At 40.2% G+C, this 15,991-nt stretch carries 19 protein-coding genes; 12 read left to right on the top strand and 7 right to left on the bottom strand.

Going from position 1 to position 15,991, the window contains the following annotated elements; genetic code table 11:
* Nucleotides 1-7 precede the first annotated feature (7 nt).
* Nucleotides 8-859, bottom strand: a complete 852-nt coding sequence (locus F8S12_RS04415) for a ParA family protein (protein WP_196515070.1) — start codon at nt 857-859, stop codon at nt 8-10.
* Between the two features lie 252 nt (nt 860-1,111).
* Between F8S12_RS04415 and F8S12_RS04410 the strand changes: the two genes are divergently transcribed.
* On the top strand, nt 1,112-1,537 hold the full coding sequence (locus F8S12_RS04410) for a pentapeptide repeat-containing protein (protein WP_196515069.1): 426 nt from the start codon (nt 1,112-1,114) through the stop codon (nt 1,535-1,537).
* A 130-nt stretch (nt 1,538-1,667) separates the two neighbouring features.
* Here F8S12_RS04410 and F8S12_RS04405 read toward each other — a convergent pair whose 3' ends face one another.
* Both F8S12_RS04405 and F8S12_RS04400 read right to left on the bottom strand, forming a co-directional pair.
* Entirely contained in the window at nt 1,668-2,591 is a 924-nt protein-coding gene (locus F8S12_RS04405; RefSeq protein WP_196515068.1) for a nucleotidyl transferase AbiEii/AbiGii toxin family protein, read from the bottom strand.
* Nucleotides 2,588-3,184 (bottom strand): type IV toxin-antitoxin system AbiEi family antitoxin domain-containing protein, encoded by a 597-nt coding sequence (locus F8S12_RS04400; protein ID WP_196515067.1) that lies wholly within the window; start codon nt 3,182-3,184, stop codon nt 2,588-2,590. Before F8S12_RS04400 ends, F8S12_RS04405 begins: the two co-directional genes overlap by 4 nt.
* Nucleotides 3,185-4,104: 920 nt before the next feature.
* On the opposite strand from F8S12_RS04400, the gene F8S12_RS04395 reads away from it, so the two are divergent.
* From F8S12_RS04395 to F8S12_RS04380, 4 genes are all read left to right on the top strand, one after another.
* Nucleotides 4,105-4,353: a helix-turn-helix transcriptional regulator gene (locus F8S12_RS04395; protein WP_196515066.1), complete on the top strand. Its 249-nt coding sequence runs from the start codon at nt 4,105-4,107 to the stop codon at nt 4,351-4,353.
* 462 nt (nt 4,354-4,815) lie between these two features.
* Nucleotides 4,816-6,006 (top strand): DUF262 domain-containing protein, encoded by a 1,191-nt coding sequence (locus tag F8S12_RS04390; RefSeq protein WP_196515065.1) that lies wholly within the window; start codon nt 4,816-4,818, stop codon nt 6,004-6,006.
* Between the two features lie 18 nt (nt 6,007-6,024).
* A complete protein-coding gene (locus F8S12_RS04385; protein ID WP_196515064.1) occupies nt 6,025-7,098 on the top strand; it encodes an MAE_28990/MAE_18760 family HEPN-like nuclease in 1,074 nt (357 codons plus the stop codon).
* A 186-nt stretch (nt 7,099-7,284) separates the two neighbouring features.
* Nucleotides 7,285-7,398 carry an IS4/Tn5 family transposase DNA-binding protein gene (locus F8S12_RS04380; protein WP_230967787.1) on the top strand — a complete coding sequence of 38 codons (114 nt, stop codon included), beginning with the start codon at nt 7,285-7,287 and terminating at the stop codon, nt 7,396-7,398.
* Between the two features lie 143 nt (nt 7,399-7,541).
* On the opposite strand, the gene F8S12_RS04375 is transcribed toward F8S12_RS04380, so the two are convergent.
* From F8S12_RS04375 to F8S12_RS42225, 3 genes are all read right to left on the bottom strand, one after another.
* On the bottom strand, nt 7,542-8,456 hold the full coding sequence (locus F8S12_RS04375; protein WP_196515063.1) for a hypothetical protein: 915 nt from the start codon (nt 8,454-8,456) through the stop codon (nt 7,542-7,544).
* Nucleotides 8,457-8,603: 147 nt separating this feature from the next.
* Complete coding sequence (locus tag F8S12_RS04370) at nt 8,604-11,804, bottom strand: primase-like DNA-binding domain-containing protein (protein ID WP_196515062.1); 3,201 nt, start codon at nt 11,802-11,804, stop codon at nt 8,604-8,606.
* 526 nt (nt 11,805-12,330) lie between these two features.
* Nucleotides 12,331-12,507: a ribbon-helix-helix protein, CopG family gene (locus F8S12_RS42225; protein ID WP_190964789.1), complete on the bottom strand. Its 177-nt coding sequence runs from the start codon at nt 12,505-12,507 to the stop codon at nt 12,331-12,333.
* Between the two features lie 188 nt (nt 12,508-12,695).
* Here F8S12_RS42225 and F8S12_RS04360 point away from each other — a divergent pair, with 188 nt between their 5' ends.
* From F8S12_RS04360 to F8S12_RS04330, 7 genes are all read left to right on the top strand, one after another.
* Nucleotides 12,696-12,860: a hypothetical protein gene (locus tag F8S12_RS04360; RefSeq protein WP_196515061.1), complete on the top strand. Its 165-nt coding sequence runs from the start codon at nt 12,696-12,698 to the stop codon at nt 12,858-12,860.
* A 180-nt stretch (nt 12,861-13,040) separates the two neighbouring features.
* The gene (locus F8S12_RS04355; protein ID WP_196515060.1) at nt 13,041-14,225 is read left to right on the top strand and encodes a ParM/StbA family protein; all 1,185 of its coding nucleotides are present in this window, start codon (nt 13,041-13,043) and stop codon (nt 14,223-14,225) included.
* Nucleotides 14,206-14,400: a hypothetical protein gene (locus tag F8S12_RS04350; RefSeq protein WP_196515059.1), complete on the top strand. Its 195-nt coding sequence runs from the start codon at nt 14,206-14,208 to the stop codon at nt 14,398-14,400. Before F8S12_RS04355 ends, F8S12_RS04350 begins: the two co-directional genes overlap by 20 nt.
* A 1-nt stretch (nt 14,401) precedes the next feature.
* Nucleotides 14,402-14,626 carry a hypothetical protein gene (locus F8S12_RS04345; RefSeq protein WP_196515058.1) on the top strand — a complete coding sequence of 75 codons (225 nt, stop codon included), beginning with the start codon at nt 14,402-14,404 and terminating at the stop codon, nt 14,624-14,626.
* Between the two features lie 90 nt (nt 14,627-14,716).
* The gene (locus F8S12_RS04340; protein WP_196515057.1) at nt 14,717-14,974 is read left to right on the top strand and encodes a hypothetical protein; all 258 of its coding nucleotides are present in this window, start codon (nt 14,717-14,719) and stop codon (nt 14,972-14,974) included.
* Between the two features lie 4 nt (nt 14,975-14,978).
* Entirely contained in the window at nt 14,979-15,389 is a 411-nt protein-coding gene (locus tag F8S12_RS04335; RefSeq protein WP_196515056.1) for a hypothetical protein, read from the top strand.
* The gene (locus tag F8S12_RS04330) at nt 15,389-15,586 is read left to right on the top strand and encodes a hypothetical protein (protein WP_196515055.1); all 198 of its coding nucleotides are present in this window, start codon (nt 15,389-15,391) and stop codon (nt 15,584-15,586) included. Before F8S12_RS04335 ends, F8S12_RS04330 begins: the two co-directional genes overlap by 1 nt.
* A 25-nt stretch (nt 15,587-15,611) precedes the next feature.
* Here F8S12_RS04330 and F8S12_RS04325 read toward each other — a convergent pair.
* On the bottom strand, nt 15,612-15,991 hold a 380-nt coding region (locus F8S12_RS04325), incomplete at its 5' end, for a hypothetical protein (RefSeq protein ID WP_196515054.1).

Here is a 15,991-nt window from a genome sequence, read left to right as displayed (position 1 = left end):
AAATTTATTACGCTGTTTCTAAGGGAATTAATTTGGCATATTCTTTTGACAAAGCTGGCCTGAGTCGTTGAGCTAAGACATGAATCGTATATTCAAGATTTGGCTGCCCCAAGTCTGTTGGCGCAACCCGTTGGTTGATGGCATTTTTGAATACATCCGATTCCAAAATATGCGGCAACATCAAATCCGACCCTATCAACTGCCGCATGGTATCGATACTGGTTTTAGTAGCGTTTGTTGGATGCAAACCAGTCCACCGTGCGCGAAATGGCACTACACCCAGTAGTTCACCATAAGGTAGGGCTGCTTTAAATTCTTTAATTAATTCCATAGTCCGCAACAGCGATTGCACTCCCTTGACGTTTGACTCTGCTGGAATCACCCATCTATCGCCAGCACCCAAGGAAGTCTGCGCTAAATGTGAACGTTCTGGGGGTGGGTCTACAATTGCCACGCCAAAATTACTCACAATTGGTTGCAGGCGATTCCTGAGAATAAACAGACTTAGCCCACTGGAGGCCAATTTATAGTTGGCGCTCTCCAAGCCATCATCGGAAGGAATTAAGAACAGGTTGGTATTGTTAATGGTACGGTCGCCCAGTTTAACGTCAGGTACAGGCGCAATGGCATCAAGAATTTTTGTTTTCTCTTCCGGTTGTGTCAGAACTTCCAGTAATGTTGGGGTATCAGGCTGCACTTGTACCCCTAAGAAACTGGTCAAGCTAGATTGAGGGTCGCAATCCACAAACAAAACGGGAATTCCCAAGCGACCTAAATACCTGCCCAGCATCAAGGCTACCGTAGACTTTCCCTGACCCCCAGCCAAGCCCAAGGAGACGACTGTTGGCGGATTTAGCATAAAACAATTACATAAAAATACTAAAGTACAATGTCACCAATATACTAATCTACTTTTGTAGAATTGTACTTTAGTGCAATTTTACTTTTGTACAAAAGTAAAATTGTATTTTAGTTAAAGTGTAATTCTCCAGACCATGCTCCCTCTAGCTCAATGTCGTTTAACTATCAAATCCCGACGTGAGAGCGATAAAATTAATCGTGATGTATAACTAGCCTATTCATAATTCAAATCAGATTTGAACTCCCAACTATGCCAAACCAACGACATTTAGACTTGTTGCAAAATTCAAATTGTACTACCTGGAATGAGTTTAGATTACAAAACCCTGAATTCACACCTGACCTTAGCAATACTAATCTTTCTGATAAAGACCTTAGTTATAGAAATTTGAGAGGAGCAAACCTCAGCAATGCTGACTTGAGAGGAGCATATTTAATGGAAGTAGATTTTAGCAACGCTGACTTGAGAGGATCTGACTTTAGCCCTTTTCCGATTATCAGTCCACCAAATCGCTATAGTTATGGCAATCTTTCTGGGCAAGAAGTACTCACCCCAAAACAATCAGACCTCAGCTTTGCAAATTTTACTAACGCAAACCTTGTTGGTGCAAACCTTGCTGAAGCAAAATTCTGGAAGACGACCATGCCCAACGGAGAAATAAAATTTAATTATTAAATAATTCCAGATAGTTTCTTTATTACCGCTATCTCGCCAAACTCATCAGAGCCTGTTCACGTCGCTAAGACGACTTAGTTCAACAGATCCCTAAATTTTTATTTTCGGATCTTCAGTTTGAGAAGGAGGATCAAATATCAGACCAATGTTTTGAGGGAGTCCAGGTTTTATGGAAACCTTGTTCTTCTACGACCGCCAAACAAGGAGGCATTAAAAATTCCTCAATAATCGCAATAACTTCAGGCAATGAAACCTGTTCTGCTTTTAGCTGCCCCTTCTTAACAAAAGCTATCCATTGTCTTCGTTTATCGTTATCTTCAGCAAATTCTGATGTCAGGGCAAAGGGTAGTGTTGTTGGCAACGATGTTCTGCGTCGATTAAATGTGTTTTTAAGAGCTTCGTAAAGAATACCTCCCTGAAATTCAAAATGTTGACAAAGAAACCAGATGTCATAAAAATCTTTTAGTCGGCTGTTTCTTATGCCAAGAGTAACCATTGCCTGGAACTTTTCAGCAATTACTGTCTCACGAGGATAAACAAGCAAAGAAGGTGCTGGTAAATTTAGGATGGACGGAAATTCAGCTTCTTCAGCTATTGGTGTAACTGCATCACCAAATGCAATATCTACTTGAACCGAGATATTAGTAGAAGCCAGTTTACCTGTTAGCTTAATTCTTATCCCTTCATACTCTTGTTCTTCCTTTATTTTTTCTCCCGTAACAGTTTCTTCCAGAAAAACAATGCCATCTTGGTCAAACGAAATGCGGCAAATTTCCCGAAATACTTCTTCCAAGAATGAGGCTTCATTATCCCCATGAGCAAGCAGGTCTAAATCTTTAGTTGCCCTATGCGGCTCATCATTCCATATCCTGAAGAGAGTCGCTCCCTTCAGGATGAACCGATGCTTGTATGAAGATTGACCAAGCCTATATAAAAGGCGATCTGCGGCATAAAGTGTGAGCAGGTAATTGAAGTCCTCTCCTCGCTGTTTTGATAGTTGAAGCAATCGCGCTTTGATAGAGGCTGGTATATTCTGAAGCTGTTTTTTACTCATCCAAGTGATTCGAGATAGGGGCGCATCACGTTCTGCATTCGGCAAATCTTAGCATAATGCCAAATTTGGTCTATGGTGCAGCGCCTTTCTCTCAAACACTCTCGCAGTGCTTCCAAAGCAACATCAAGACCAATTTTGTTGCGAAATTTAAAACAATCTACAACAGTTTTGGCAGGAGAATAAACCGGAACACGCACTCCTTCAATTTCATGCTCTTCAATCCCGGATTCTAGAGCTTTACCCGACATATAAACAATCCGCAGAGGAAGAATATCTTCTTTAGGCGCACGAGCTTTTTGAGGTATCGCTAGCCATACCTCAAAGGGGGCTTGGGTTGTCAGTTCATAAAAGCTAAGGGCAGAAAGCAGACAGATTACACCATGAGGAACCCGTTTGACAGCCTCAACCAGACTATGACTCTCTGTAATTTCTGCAAGCGTGGAAGTATAAATACCACGGGCAGAACGAATGAGAAGTCCTTGTTGCTCAAGACGTTTGAGATAGTCTCGATGAATTCCTTTTGCTTCTGCATCTTTGGCACGGATCGCACCTACATTATGAGCTAGTTCCAATACTTGCTGCATTTTGGTCATACTCTGATCCACCGTTTGGTTTAGCTTCTATCTTTTCACCTATCAGACAAAAAGTTGGTATTTGTATATATCTACCGACACTTTAACACAATAATTTGAATAAATTGGCTACTTTGTGATGAAACGTTGGTATTTATCTAAATTAAATAACGTTTCATCATGAGCTTTTAAGCTCAAATCTTCATGGATAAATCTAATGGCAATTTCTCCACTACTCAGTTACAACACCAAAGCGTTTATTCCACCGTATGTATACGCTGGTTTTATTGATTAGATTTTTTTATTGAATTTAGTAAAAACTTTTGTATTATTAATATTTGTTCCAACCATAGCAAAAAGGCTCGATATAATTCTTAATCGAGCCTTTTTGCTATGATGCTCTTAATTTTAACATAATTTTGAGCATTTGTCAATGCTTTTAAAAGATACTTACTTTTTTTTTTGACGAATCAACCACTACAGCTATTGTAGCTATATCATTTTGAAAAATTCGATGAGTGCATCGATTAAGTTTCTCTGATTTGTTGCTTCTGATCAAGCGGTAATCCCCATGAGGGTGGAAAGCTATCAAGCGAACAGTTGGCCAAAAGAGGGACTGCCTGGGAAAAAGTTAGCTTTTGCATCAGATGACAGGGTGCGTAGCTTGCCGCCGTAGGCATCGCTCCTCTACTTCGTTTAATTTTTCCTCTAAGAATCTTTCAGCAGATGCAAAGGCGATCGCACTCACCTAGCAACTTTCCCTCTAAAAATTCAAGTTCAACATCACTTAAAAAACTCCCCCTTTATTAAAGAAATAAATTTTACTATAAAAACACAAGTTGCGCGTATTTACTGATTGAAGATCAGATTTCGCATGGTTAATATGTAGCAAATAATATAGCATCGGCTACTTAAGCTAGAAGGTAAAGTTTAGAAGTTAAATGACTATCAAAAAACCCTTGGCTATCAAACAGCCAGAGGTAGGGCGGATCATTCATGATTTGCGGCTTTTGGCTGGGCTTACGCAAGAACAGTTTGCACCAACTCTCGGTGTGACATATACCACGATTAACCGTTGGGAAAATGGACGCTCAACGCCGTCGCCGCTAGCGATGGAGAAGATTGAGGGGATGTTGAAGAAGATGGGCGGCGAAGGTCAGGATTTGTTGGCGAAATATTTACGGAATTAGCCGCTTGCTCAGTTTTGGTGTGAGCGATCGCAGTCCGTTTGGTTGATGTCTTCGGCAATGATGCCAGTGCAACAGGAGAGTTAAAGTAGTAATAGACACATTAAAACAAATTGCGATAAGTGCGGTAAGCGCCAGCCATGTCGTTAGGCTTATCACCCTTCATTCTTAGAAGAAAAGTGAAAGATGTGATTACCAGTCCAAACAATTATTATTTTTTAAAACCATGAAACTAAACTTTAATCATCGAACAAATATATTTAGCCTTAAAAATACAAGAAAGGTAATTTTACTAGCTTTTTTAGTTGGATGTGGAACTAAGGAAAACCAAACAAAATCACTTTTAGCAACTTCAGCATCTTCTATACTCTCTATAGCATCCACACCAAATACTGTAGTAACTAAATTAGTTTAAGCTAGTCTATATTAAAAATTTTTATTATTACAAAATCTGGAGATCCCAGCATGACAACAAATAGTCAATTAATTTCAGGCGAAACATTTTTTTTTCCAGATAAGTCAGATATTTCTCAAGTCTCTCTTTCAGACGATGAGATTAACGAAAAATACAAGAAGGGAGAGATAAGAATTGTAACTGAACAAGCTCGTTACCCACTTGATAGTATAGAAACTATGCTTGACAGTAAAAAGTATATCCTAAATCCTGAATACCAGCGCAGAAAAAGGTGGGGCAATACTCGAAAATCTCGTTTGATAGAATCATTCATAATGAATGTGCCGATTCCGCCTATCTTTCTGTATGAAGTAGAGTATTCTATTTATGAAGTAATGGACGGACTACAAAGGCTAACAGCTATTTATGATTTTTACAAAGGAAAATTTGACTTAGAGGGATTAGAATATTGGCAGGAACTTAACGGGCGAAATTATACAAATTTACCGGAACAAATTAAAAGAGGAATAGATAGGCGTTATTTATCATCTATCGTATTGTTGCAGGAGACAGCAAAAAGTACAGAAGAAGCTGATTCTCTTAAGCAAATAGTTTTTGAAAGATTGAATAGTGGTGGAGAAAAACTAACTCCACAGGAAACAAGAAATGCTTTAGGCAACGGCAAGTTTAACCAATTGTGTATAGAACTTGCTAAAAATGACTCTTTCCGTAAAATGTGGAAATTACCTTTGGAATCTGAAGGAGAAGAAAGATTACTTGAAAGTGAATCTTATCGCAAAATGGAAGATGTTGAGCTAGTTTTACGATTCTTTGCTTATCGCCATATAGCTAACTCCAAATTTACAGTAGATAAATTTTTAGATAGCTATTTAAAGCAGGCAAATAATTATTCAGATGAAACAATAAAAAATCTTGGAAAACTTTTTAATGAAACGATTAATTTGATTTATTCTATATTTAAAAATTCAGCTTTTATACCACCAAAACAAAAACGTGACAATAAAGCGCCATTAAAAACTATTTACGATCCAATAATGCAGGTGTTTGCGAATAATATTTCGTACAAGGAAAGTTTTCTAAAACATAGCCAATCCATACAGAAGGATTTATATTCAAATAAGGAATTGCTATTAGTCAAGGAAGAAAACAATAGACTCCTTTTTGATGGCAGATACAATAACAAAAAAGATGTAGAAGCACGCATAAAGTATTTTCAGAATTTTCTAGAAGGTTATATTTAATAGACTTTAGTAGAAATTATGAATACAACATCATTGGAGAGCTTCAAAAAAGAAATTAATCAAATACGAGAATATTTTAAGCATATTCAGTATGTGAATGATATGGTAGATTATACTGTGTTGCAGACTGATAAGGAACAAGTTAAATCATCGCTAAATAAGTTAGAAGACCATTATAGAAGTTTTGGAACAGATAAAAAAATATTTGAGTATAAAGCATCTATCATTTCACTTTATGGGTTACTAGAAAAGTATGTAGAAACTTGGATTAAGGAATATCTTGATTCCCTTTCTAGTTTAGTAATAGAGTACAACAAAATAGATGAAAAAATTAGAAGCAATCATTTTGAACTTTCCTTAAAATTAATAAATACTATTATAAGTAGAGAAATTGTGAAATATCAGCATATTACAAAAGAGCAAGTTTTAGGAAAGCTAAATGAATGTATTGTGAATCCTACAAGTTACAAATTCAATACAGAAGCTTTTGTTCTTTTATCAGGTAATTTGAAGCATCAACAAATTGTAAAATTATTTGAGCTTATAAATATTAATTTGAAGGAATTATTAAAGAAGAATAAAAGCTTTATTGAATATATCGAATATGAAAAGCAAACTCCAAATATTGCCAATCTCAAAACAGATAATTTATACAATAAAATCAATGAGTTAGTTGAAAGAAGAAATCACATTGCTCACGGTTCAGAAATATTGGATATTTTAAGCATATCGGAATTAGAGCTTTATATCCAATTTTTGGAAAAATATTGTCAAGCAATTTTTGAAACATTAGCTGAAGAATTTATTAAACAAGAATCAATATATACTTTTACAAAAATAGGAGTCGATAAAATATCTAATATATATAACAATCGAATATTAGCATTTGAAATCGAAAATTGTACGATAAAAATTGGAGATATGCTTATTATTGAAACCGCAGAAAGTAAGTTTTATAAAACGCCTATTTTGACAATACAATTAAATAGTAAACCATATCAAGAACTTCCAATTTCAGAAAAAACAAAGATTGCTGTGAGTGTTGCTCATAAAATCAAACAAAATCAAACATTCTATATATTAAAGCAATAATTTTAGCCCCTAAAAATTGTCTTGTGGCTATTTTGCGTCTGCTGCTTTTCGTCTTTTCAGACTCCTAGACATCACTGAAACTGACTTTTCCCGTTAAGTCTCAAAAAGCTTGCTTATAAAGGATTCTAGATAAAGCAGAGCATATACGGTAGAGTAATTTAAATTTGGTGCTAAAAATGACAAGCAATGTTGGATTGGTGGGAGAAAAATTTTGCAACCTGTGAACTGGGCGATCGCCGATTGAATGAGCGTGCGATGTCAATAACCCTGTTTTGTCACTTTGGGAGAACCAATCGCTGAAAGGCTTTTAGAGCTTTAATTTTCAGCTTTTGGCTACAAACTATAGTTACTATTAGGGGTAAGATCACCGAAGCTGACGTTTGCCGCCACACAACAGATATAACCCCATGATGGCGATCGCATGATCAAACAAAAAAGCGGTTTTACTCACCCGTTTTTAACTTTGGTTTTGGTTTTGGACGCGGCACAGAGGTATTATCCTGACTAGTCGCTCTTGACTTACCTTTCTTCCGTGCAGGTGGTGCTGCTGCTCTTTCCGCCTTCTTAGCTGCTGACTGCACTGTGGCTTTATCCTCCTTAGACGCTTTGAGAAATCTGGGTGCAGAATCTTTAGGTAGCGCAGTCAGTGCAACAAAACCGAAAACATCACGCCCCGGCAGAAATTTCGCTTTTAAGGTGACAAATGCGGCGCGTCCTTGTTGGTCTTTCTCTACTTTGGGATTAAATCTAAAGGGACTGATGGGTGCATCTTTCCATAGCAAGGGTATATGACTAGCCTTCATGAATTTCACCTTTCGGGCAGGCGGGGCCTCCTTAATAAATTCGAGTCTTTCATGAGAGAAATTTCGGAACACGGAGATACAGGGAGTAGAGCAGACAGGAATGAACTGCCATAATCCTGATAATTTAAACTCCAGGTCTTCTAACTCCCCTGAAACAGCATCTAGTTTTCGCCCTCTGTCAAAGCCCACTAACTGAAAAGCGATGCGATGCGGTTGCTCTCTGCGTGGAAAGTGAATTGCCTTTGGATAAACAACCAAACGCTGATTATGGTTCTCAGTATTTTCTATTTCCTTCTTGAGAGCATTGAATACATCCCATTGTCGCTTCGAGTAGAAAAGTGGGTATTCATAGCTACCGATAGTAACAGTGCTTTGACCGGACTCGCTAAAATTGACCGACCCAGTAATTACCCCAACAGCTTGAAATATTGCTGCTGTCGATTCAATTTCTGTTTCTGTTGACGTATCAACATTTACTTGCTCTCCATCCGATGGGGTTTCAACTGTCGGTACTGCTTGGGTTGACTCTGGCGAGGTAAATTCAGCAGATGCCATGATTATTGTTAATAGGGGAGAAATCGCGGTCTAATTCAATCTTAATTGTCTATCGAGTGTCTACATAACTGGCGGCATTGTCGATGCTGCAAAATTCCCGAATCGGGTTTTACATCGGTGACAATAAGAGTTAACTGATTTAACGCCCTAATGCAGAAGTTTTATCCAATCACTCCTGAAGATTTCTAATTGACATAATTGACCTTTAAAGCCTCGATACTCAATTGTTGCACTACAAAAATATGTATCCATTACTTGAACCCTCTTAATAATTCCGACTTGCCACTTGCGAACACTGTCGTTGAAAAACTCAACTTTATCCCCAACTTTCAATTCCGGGCAAGATAATTCGCTTTCTCGTGTATTTATCAATTCACCATCTTGTCGAGGAGAAAACCCAGCTACAGCAGGGGTGTCCAGGCTGTCCACTCCGTTTTCGACAAGATTTACTTCCTGGACAGGCTCAAACCCAGCCACAGTAAGACTGTCCAGGTTGTCCACAAAGTCATTGGAGACTGAAGGGTTATCAGTTAAATTGTAAGAATGATTAACTGCACAATCAGAATTTAACTCATCTTTTTTTTGCAATGCTAATTCTTGGGGGGGGACAATTGGACAGGGTGGACAGCATGGCTGTATAAGGCTTTCAGCCTGTCCAGGGTCAAATTGAGGGGTATTTAGTGGGTGGACAGGGTGGACAGCCTTACTGTGACTGGGTTCTGGCGTTTTGGTGGGGTGAAAAAACTCATAAAATTCTTCTATTCCCCCTTCAAGGCATTTATCTTTAAAGCAATACCAAAATTCCGCTTTGCTTAGTGAGCTATCCGGTGGCCCCTCCGGTACTTTCATCTCAAATACCCCAGCCAGTGGTTCAATGAATGCAAAGTGGGACTGAATTCTTTCACGCTTTCCGTTGACCGTGGGTGTCCAGCTACGTTCCTTGAAGTTGTGGGGCAAGACTGTTTTTAAATGGCTAATAAATTTGGACATCCCCAAAGGAGCATAACCATGTTCCCGGCAGTAAAGTACATACCAACTGTGTAAACGACTTTGTGGGATAAATGAAGATGTCGATGAGGGGCGTAAGCACAAGTCCACAAAGGATTTGGTCGAGTCCCCGTACAAAGATGCCTCTAGCGCCAGATTCTTTGCCCGATCCGAAGAGGGAGGCGATAACAAAATGCGATCGCGTTCTGCTCGTGGCATTGCTAAAGCCCAAGAAATTATGTCCGACTTCACCTCTTGTAGCTTCAGCCACAAGTCGGGGTCAGGGGTGACATCTCGGTTTTTGACTGGAATTGGGTAAGCTCGACGCATCCAGCCGTCGCCAGCATTTTCGATCTGTAGATGACTTACAGAGGCAACCCAAAACCGAATGTACCACTGGATTGAATAAGCCACTGGATTGAATAAAGCGCGTCCGCTCATTGCCCCATTGTCAACTAATTCGTAAAAAGCTCGGACTCCTTCGGCATAACCTCCTACATCAGGGAATCCAAATATCCGCTTTCCACTTAAATATTGATGCCGTCCTTCCGGTGTAGAAATATCCGCAAATTGTGAAGCGCTACTAGAGCCGGACTCACCAAATAAACTACTCCAAAACCGTCCTAGCGTCCCCTTGCCCCCACCGGATAAGCCAATTAAGTGGGGAAACCGACCATAAGGGGCAGTTGGGTCTAAAAACATACTCGTGAACGCCCGAATCACTTCAACCAATTCTGATCCAAAGCTTTCATTTAGAAATTTGAGAAAAACTTCTGGGCATGGTTTGTTGGCCTCGTAATCGTGGGGAATAATATTAGTCAGGTAAAAATCTTTGCGATGAGGCATTTGTTCACCAGTTCGCAAATCAACAACACAATTGTTAAACCCTAATAAATGAGTATTGGTTGGCAGTGGTTCTGCTGGTTCTAAGCGACTGCGGCAATATTTAAAGGCAGATTCCTTGTGTGCGTTAGTTTCGTAAGGCTTGGTTATTCTCCAACCAAATGTTTTTGTGTAAGAGAGCTTGTAAGCGGATTCTCCAGCGTCAGCGAGGAGCTTGTAAGCTTTATTATCATCTTGGTGTTGCCATTGGTTATTCTCTTGTGACCACTTGTAAAAGGATGAATTTACTACCATCCATTCAGTTTGAGGAAAGATTTTTCGGTAAGCCCAGCCATCAAAAGTACCCGCCGTCACGCAGTTAGAATAGGGTAAATTCATGGATTGGCAGACGGATTTGTAGAATGCCTCCGGGTCTGCTGGGTCAATATCTATACTGAAATTAGATAAATCCGTAACTTCTTTTTCAATAGTTTCAGATTCTGCCAACTCAAGCGATCGCGATCGCTCTTGTACTGCTGCGTGGATCTCCTCTTCTAGCTTGCGGATAAACTCTGGTACTTCCATTTGCCCCAAAATTTCTTTAATGTCGCTCGATTTATATGGTAAATCGGGGCAGATGCTATTGGGGCTAATTCCAATAAATCCAATCCCAACCTCGGCTGCACAGTCCTGGCAGGTCTGGAGTTTCTTTAGCCCAGTGTCATCGGGGTCATGCAGAAAAACGATTAATCCTATGCCTGCTTCAATTGCGCGTTGATACGAAGGCGTGATAGTCTTTTTATCCCATCCACTGCCCTGAAACGTAATTCCAGCAAGACCATGCGAGCGACCAACTTCTACGCATCCCTCACCCTCATGCTGGAGTAGTGCCGGGGTTCCATTCACTGATTTAGCAGCAGCGATCGCTTCATCAATGCGATATGCTCCCCAAGGCAAATCGCCTTTTTTCATTTGGGGTGTGCCATCTGCAAGCCTATGCCATTGCCGAAAGGTCTTGCTGTAACCTTTCTCCTTGTTGGCATCTGGCCACTGGTAGCGAACCACCCATTGCGACTCTGAGTAAGGATAAATTGTTTCGGTGGCACTGCCCTCAACATCTTTTGGTGGTCTACTCGTTAATTTTTGAGTTTGGGGTATGTCAGTCGCCGCTTGGGTCAACATCACCAGTGCTAATTCACCATCTGGAATTGGCGCACTTTTGGGCAAGATTCTCTTGGGCTTCGCAGCCAAACGGTTTAGGGATGGAGTGTAATTAGCCCCTGCCCTTTCTGCCACGACTTCAGCCCAAGGTTTAATCGCCTCTCTGATGTCCTTACACTCACAATTATTGAAGCATCTGTACTTCCCGGTTTCTGGGACAATAGATAAGTCATTCCCGCCACAAACTGGACAAATAAACTTATTTTTAGCTTTGGACGGTTCTAGCTGGTCTTGAAAATTTCGGATGTCGAAGGAGGCGAACGCCCCTGGCATAACGGAGCGGCCAACAGTCTCTTGTCCTTTTAAAAGGGCTACCATTGTGAAATCCTTATGAGGTAAAGTGTGTGAGCTTTACCTCCCCTGAAGATTCACCAAAGTTTTAATTAAATTTCTCTATAACCTGTTGTAGGAAGTTGTAAGAAGTACTAGGAACTGATAACATTAGGTTATAAAGAAATTTAATAGAGATAAAAATTACCGGGTGTCTTCTAGGACTGTTAAACAACTTGCTGAAACAAGTTGAGTCTTGGGGAGGCATTCTTTTCTTATGTATATCGGGTGACATGACACTTAGAAAAGATGGACTAAGGGTATAGTCTTATTACATAGTAAATTATCTCAGGCAAAAAAATAATAAATATCTCAACTTTATAAAATAAAACAATTTATTTATTTTCCTCAAGCCAATACATAGCAAAGCTTTTACAAGTTTTTAACTAATATTACAAATCAGATAAATACCCCACTATATTAATACTAGTAGTGTGACTAAAAATAATTCAATTTATTGATGCTGCCTCAACTTGACCTTAATCTAAGATTAAGACGCATTTTATGTTGTCGGTCATGCGGCACCATCTTGCTTTGCAGGTTGTTCTATCCAAAGTGCGAGCGCTTGTTCGAGGGCCTCACTTTGGTTTACATCTCGTTCAGCACATGTCGCCTTGAATTTTCGATACAAGGGAACTGGCACATGACCGCTTAACTGCCTATAATCTTCGCTCCGTCGTCTATCAACCATCGAATCTACTGAGTTCATGTAAATCTATTCTCCTACAGAATATCTAATTATTTTACTATCTGTTTTTCGTGTTCACACGACATTGTGTAATTGCTATATTGGCAGATATAAGGCAAAAGCGCCAGCGAGAGACAAGATACACGTATTCTTGGCGACTTTAGCCTGCAAATTTATTTTGAGGAGGATTTATGCGAGTAACAATCAGGCAATCTCTACACCCATTTATCAGCAATAAAGCGCAGGAATTAGGCATTAATGACCATGCAGAGGTCGTTAACTTCCTTTTACTTCAGATTTTACAAAATTCGATGCTGGCACAGACTCAGGCTACTGGGAGCCAAGATACTCAGTAGTGTTTCACAGAACGTTTCATGAAACTGTTTCAACGGCTGCATCAATGTTTCAGCCTCACTTTACACCGTGAAACGCCACTTACACCCGCCGTCAACATGAAACATGAAACATGAAACGTTAGTTGATGACGACTACTTTTCCTTGTGACAGTGACGATAAAAAGTTGAGAGTAAAACGATATGTCAAGACCTAAAAAACAACCAACATCTATAAGCACGAACGCACCCAACATAAATGAGCCTGAAACTATAACAGAGAAAGCATCAATGCCATTAAAAAAGGTAATTCATTTGATGCTAGATGCTGGGCGTTCCAGTATTAAATATCAGGCTTTCGTTAATAACGAAACTGGCACAACACCAGTCATGAAGACCGAATCTTTGGTGTGTTGTGTGCCATCAGTACCATTTGGAGAATTAGGAGCTTTCAGCCTAAGTCGGGGTAAGGACGAGAGCAACAAAGATATTACTGAGCATTGGGTCGTTGGTAGCTCCGCTAGACTGCAAGGTAAGGAATATATAGCGATGAGTGATTCCGAGAATTACAAAGTACACTACTTCCCCATCCTTGCACTAGGCGCGATCGCCTCCTTGCCAAATCTGCTTGAGTTGTCCACGGGCACGAGCGACAAGCGTAGAACCTTGCACATTCGTTTATCAACGCTCTCGCTAGCTTCCCCATTAGAACTAAAAAAAGCCATTGAACAATGCAAGTGGATCGCGGTAGACGGTGTTAGATATCGTCTGTGCTTCTCAAAACTTGGCTTTCTGGGATTTCCAGAGGGATATGGCGCGTCACTTTGGGCAAGCGAACGCTTTGACGATAAACAATTCCATACTTTTGATATTGGGTATGGTACAGCCACAATCAGCGAATACAGTAATCTCGGCAAATTACCAAAACGGGTAACTTGTAGTCCCAATGGTGGCGGCGGTGTCGCCACACTAATCAAAGAATTCTCCAGAGCATTGAGCAACACCGATTCTTCTAAAATGATTCGCCCCTCCCAACTGCGCGAGATTTTAGAAACTGCAACCGTTGGTGATAAAGGCATAAGTGCGATTGCACCTGATGGCGAAGACATTGGGAGTGAGTTAGAGAACGCGATTCATTCATGGATGAAAGATTCTCCCTTGGCTTATGCCCTAGATGACATATCCGTGAAAGCCAGACGCAGCAAAGTAACTTTGTGTGGCGGTGCGTTTGCGATCGCGCCCGTGCAGATGTTGATTAAAGAAAGATTACTCAAATCTTGTATTCCAGAAAGTAATTTGTTGATTCCCGAAAATCCTGGAACCGTTGCTTTATCAGAAATGAAAAAACTTTACTTAGGAGAAACTACCGATGTTAAACAAGCGGCTTAATTACAATGTCCCTCAAGACTTGACTCCAGCCATCAGAATGCTTGCAGAAATGGATGGTACAACCCCAGCTTACTGGCTGAGAAAAGCTCTAGAGAAAGTAGTAAATGAAAGGTTCTCTGTTAACAACAATCATCAAATCAACTTAGGGGATTTGGAGGCTTGGAGAGGTGAATAATATGATGATGTGCAATGTTAGCGCAGAAGAAATAGTAATCGTTCTGACTGGTGTTGAGCAAACTTTAAGATTGATTCAAGCTACTCCCGAATACAGGAGGCTGCAAACCTCAAAGCATTTTACTACATCAAATGACTTGGTTTTGAATGATGCCATTCAATCAATTTCTGAAGTTCTAGATGGCATTGAAAAAGTACAACTCGCTAACAGTTCTGATGAGTATTAATTGTGCAAACGCTTGCCCGGTCAAGAAAAGCGTTCGCACTTGTGACTTATATCAGGGATGAAATCAGTACACACATTCAAGGATACCAAAATGGCGCACCCCGTAGGATATTACTCCCTCTCTCACGACAATGCACTGATTAAAGATATGTGTGAGACATGGGGGGAAGGACTAGAGAAGATGAGCGAATCAGACACGCTCTGGTTAATTGCAAAAATTGCTCATCAAGCATGGTTAGAGTGTGAATCTTCTACCGCTCCTAGCAACGAAGCGGAGTCAGCATTGAAACGACTGCATGAGTTAAAGCAATGGGAAAAATTTGCACTGATTACCGCGATGGCACAGTAGTTTCATGTACAAGAAACAACTCTACTTAGCTTTGGCTGGTGTTGGCATCTGCATGTTGCCTTTCTTCATTCCCTTAGTACCCAAGTTGGGGGCTTATGCAGAGGCAGAACGCTTAAAAGCCACCGAAGGATTAGAGCGTCAGCGCATAGAAGAACGGGCTAAAACCAGCGATGCCTTATACGAGGCGGGAGTCATGCCCACAACTCGTTCTCTAAGAATCACAAATTATTTTGACAGCAGTAAACGCAATCCTAGACCAGACCCAACTCTTTATCAAGATGACGAGATTGTTGATGTGTTTGATGCTTCTGGGCGCTGCATAGGTCGGATTGAAGAAGGGATTTGGAAATGGAAATACAAAGCCAAAGGAATTTGTAAAAGCGTTCAAAATATCAAACCAGTAAGGAGAAAGTAATGGCGTTAGGTTCATCAAGTGCAGAAAGTAATAGTACTGGCAACAGCGATGGTAAACCTAAAGGTAAAAAGCGATCGCTTGGTGAAATCATAGATTTTTGCGCCAAAGCTGTTGTGATGATTGTTGGCTTACCCATTAGGGCGGCGGCTGCGATCGTTAATCAGTTTGTTGCTAACGGTGGTGCGGGTCGTGCCTGATACCGTTGGCGAATTCCCCAAACAGCTAAACTGAACCGATTAGTTCAGCAATGAAACGATTGAGAACCTTCTGAGCAGTTTTATACCCAGTAGCTTGCTTACCTAACTTCAGTTGGGACAAAATGCGATCGCGTAAAATTTCAAGTTCTCTTATCGGTGGCAAACCGACAGGTTGTTTAGCGCTTGTGGTATTAGATATCTGATGTGACTCACTCTGCCGTGTAATACTTGGTTGAATGGGAGCTAAAAAATCTGAGTCTTCCCGTGTAATACAAGGGTTATCGTTATGCCTAACAATGTGTTCTAAATAATCAGCACGGGTTAAGCCTAAGCATTCCGAAGCAATACCAAGAGCCTTCCAAGTCTTATCTGTTAATCGCAAAGAACGTACTTCACGATAGTCAT

This window comes from Nostoc sp. WHI (genome assembly GCF_015714725.1).
Lineage (GTDB): Bacteria > Cyanobacteriota > Cyanobacteriia > Cyanobacteriales > Nostocaceae > Nostoc.
Note: the sequence above shows the minus strand (reverse complement) of the source record. Positions and strands in the feature narration are given on the sequence as shown.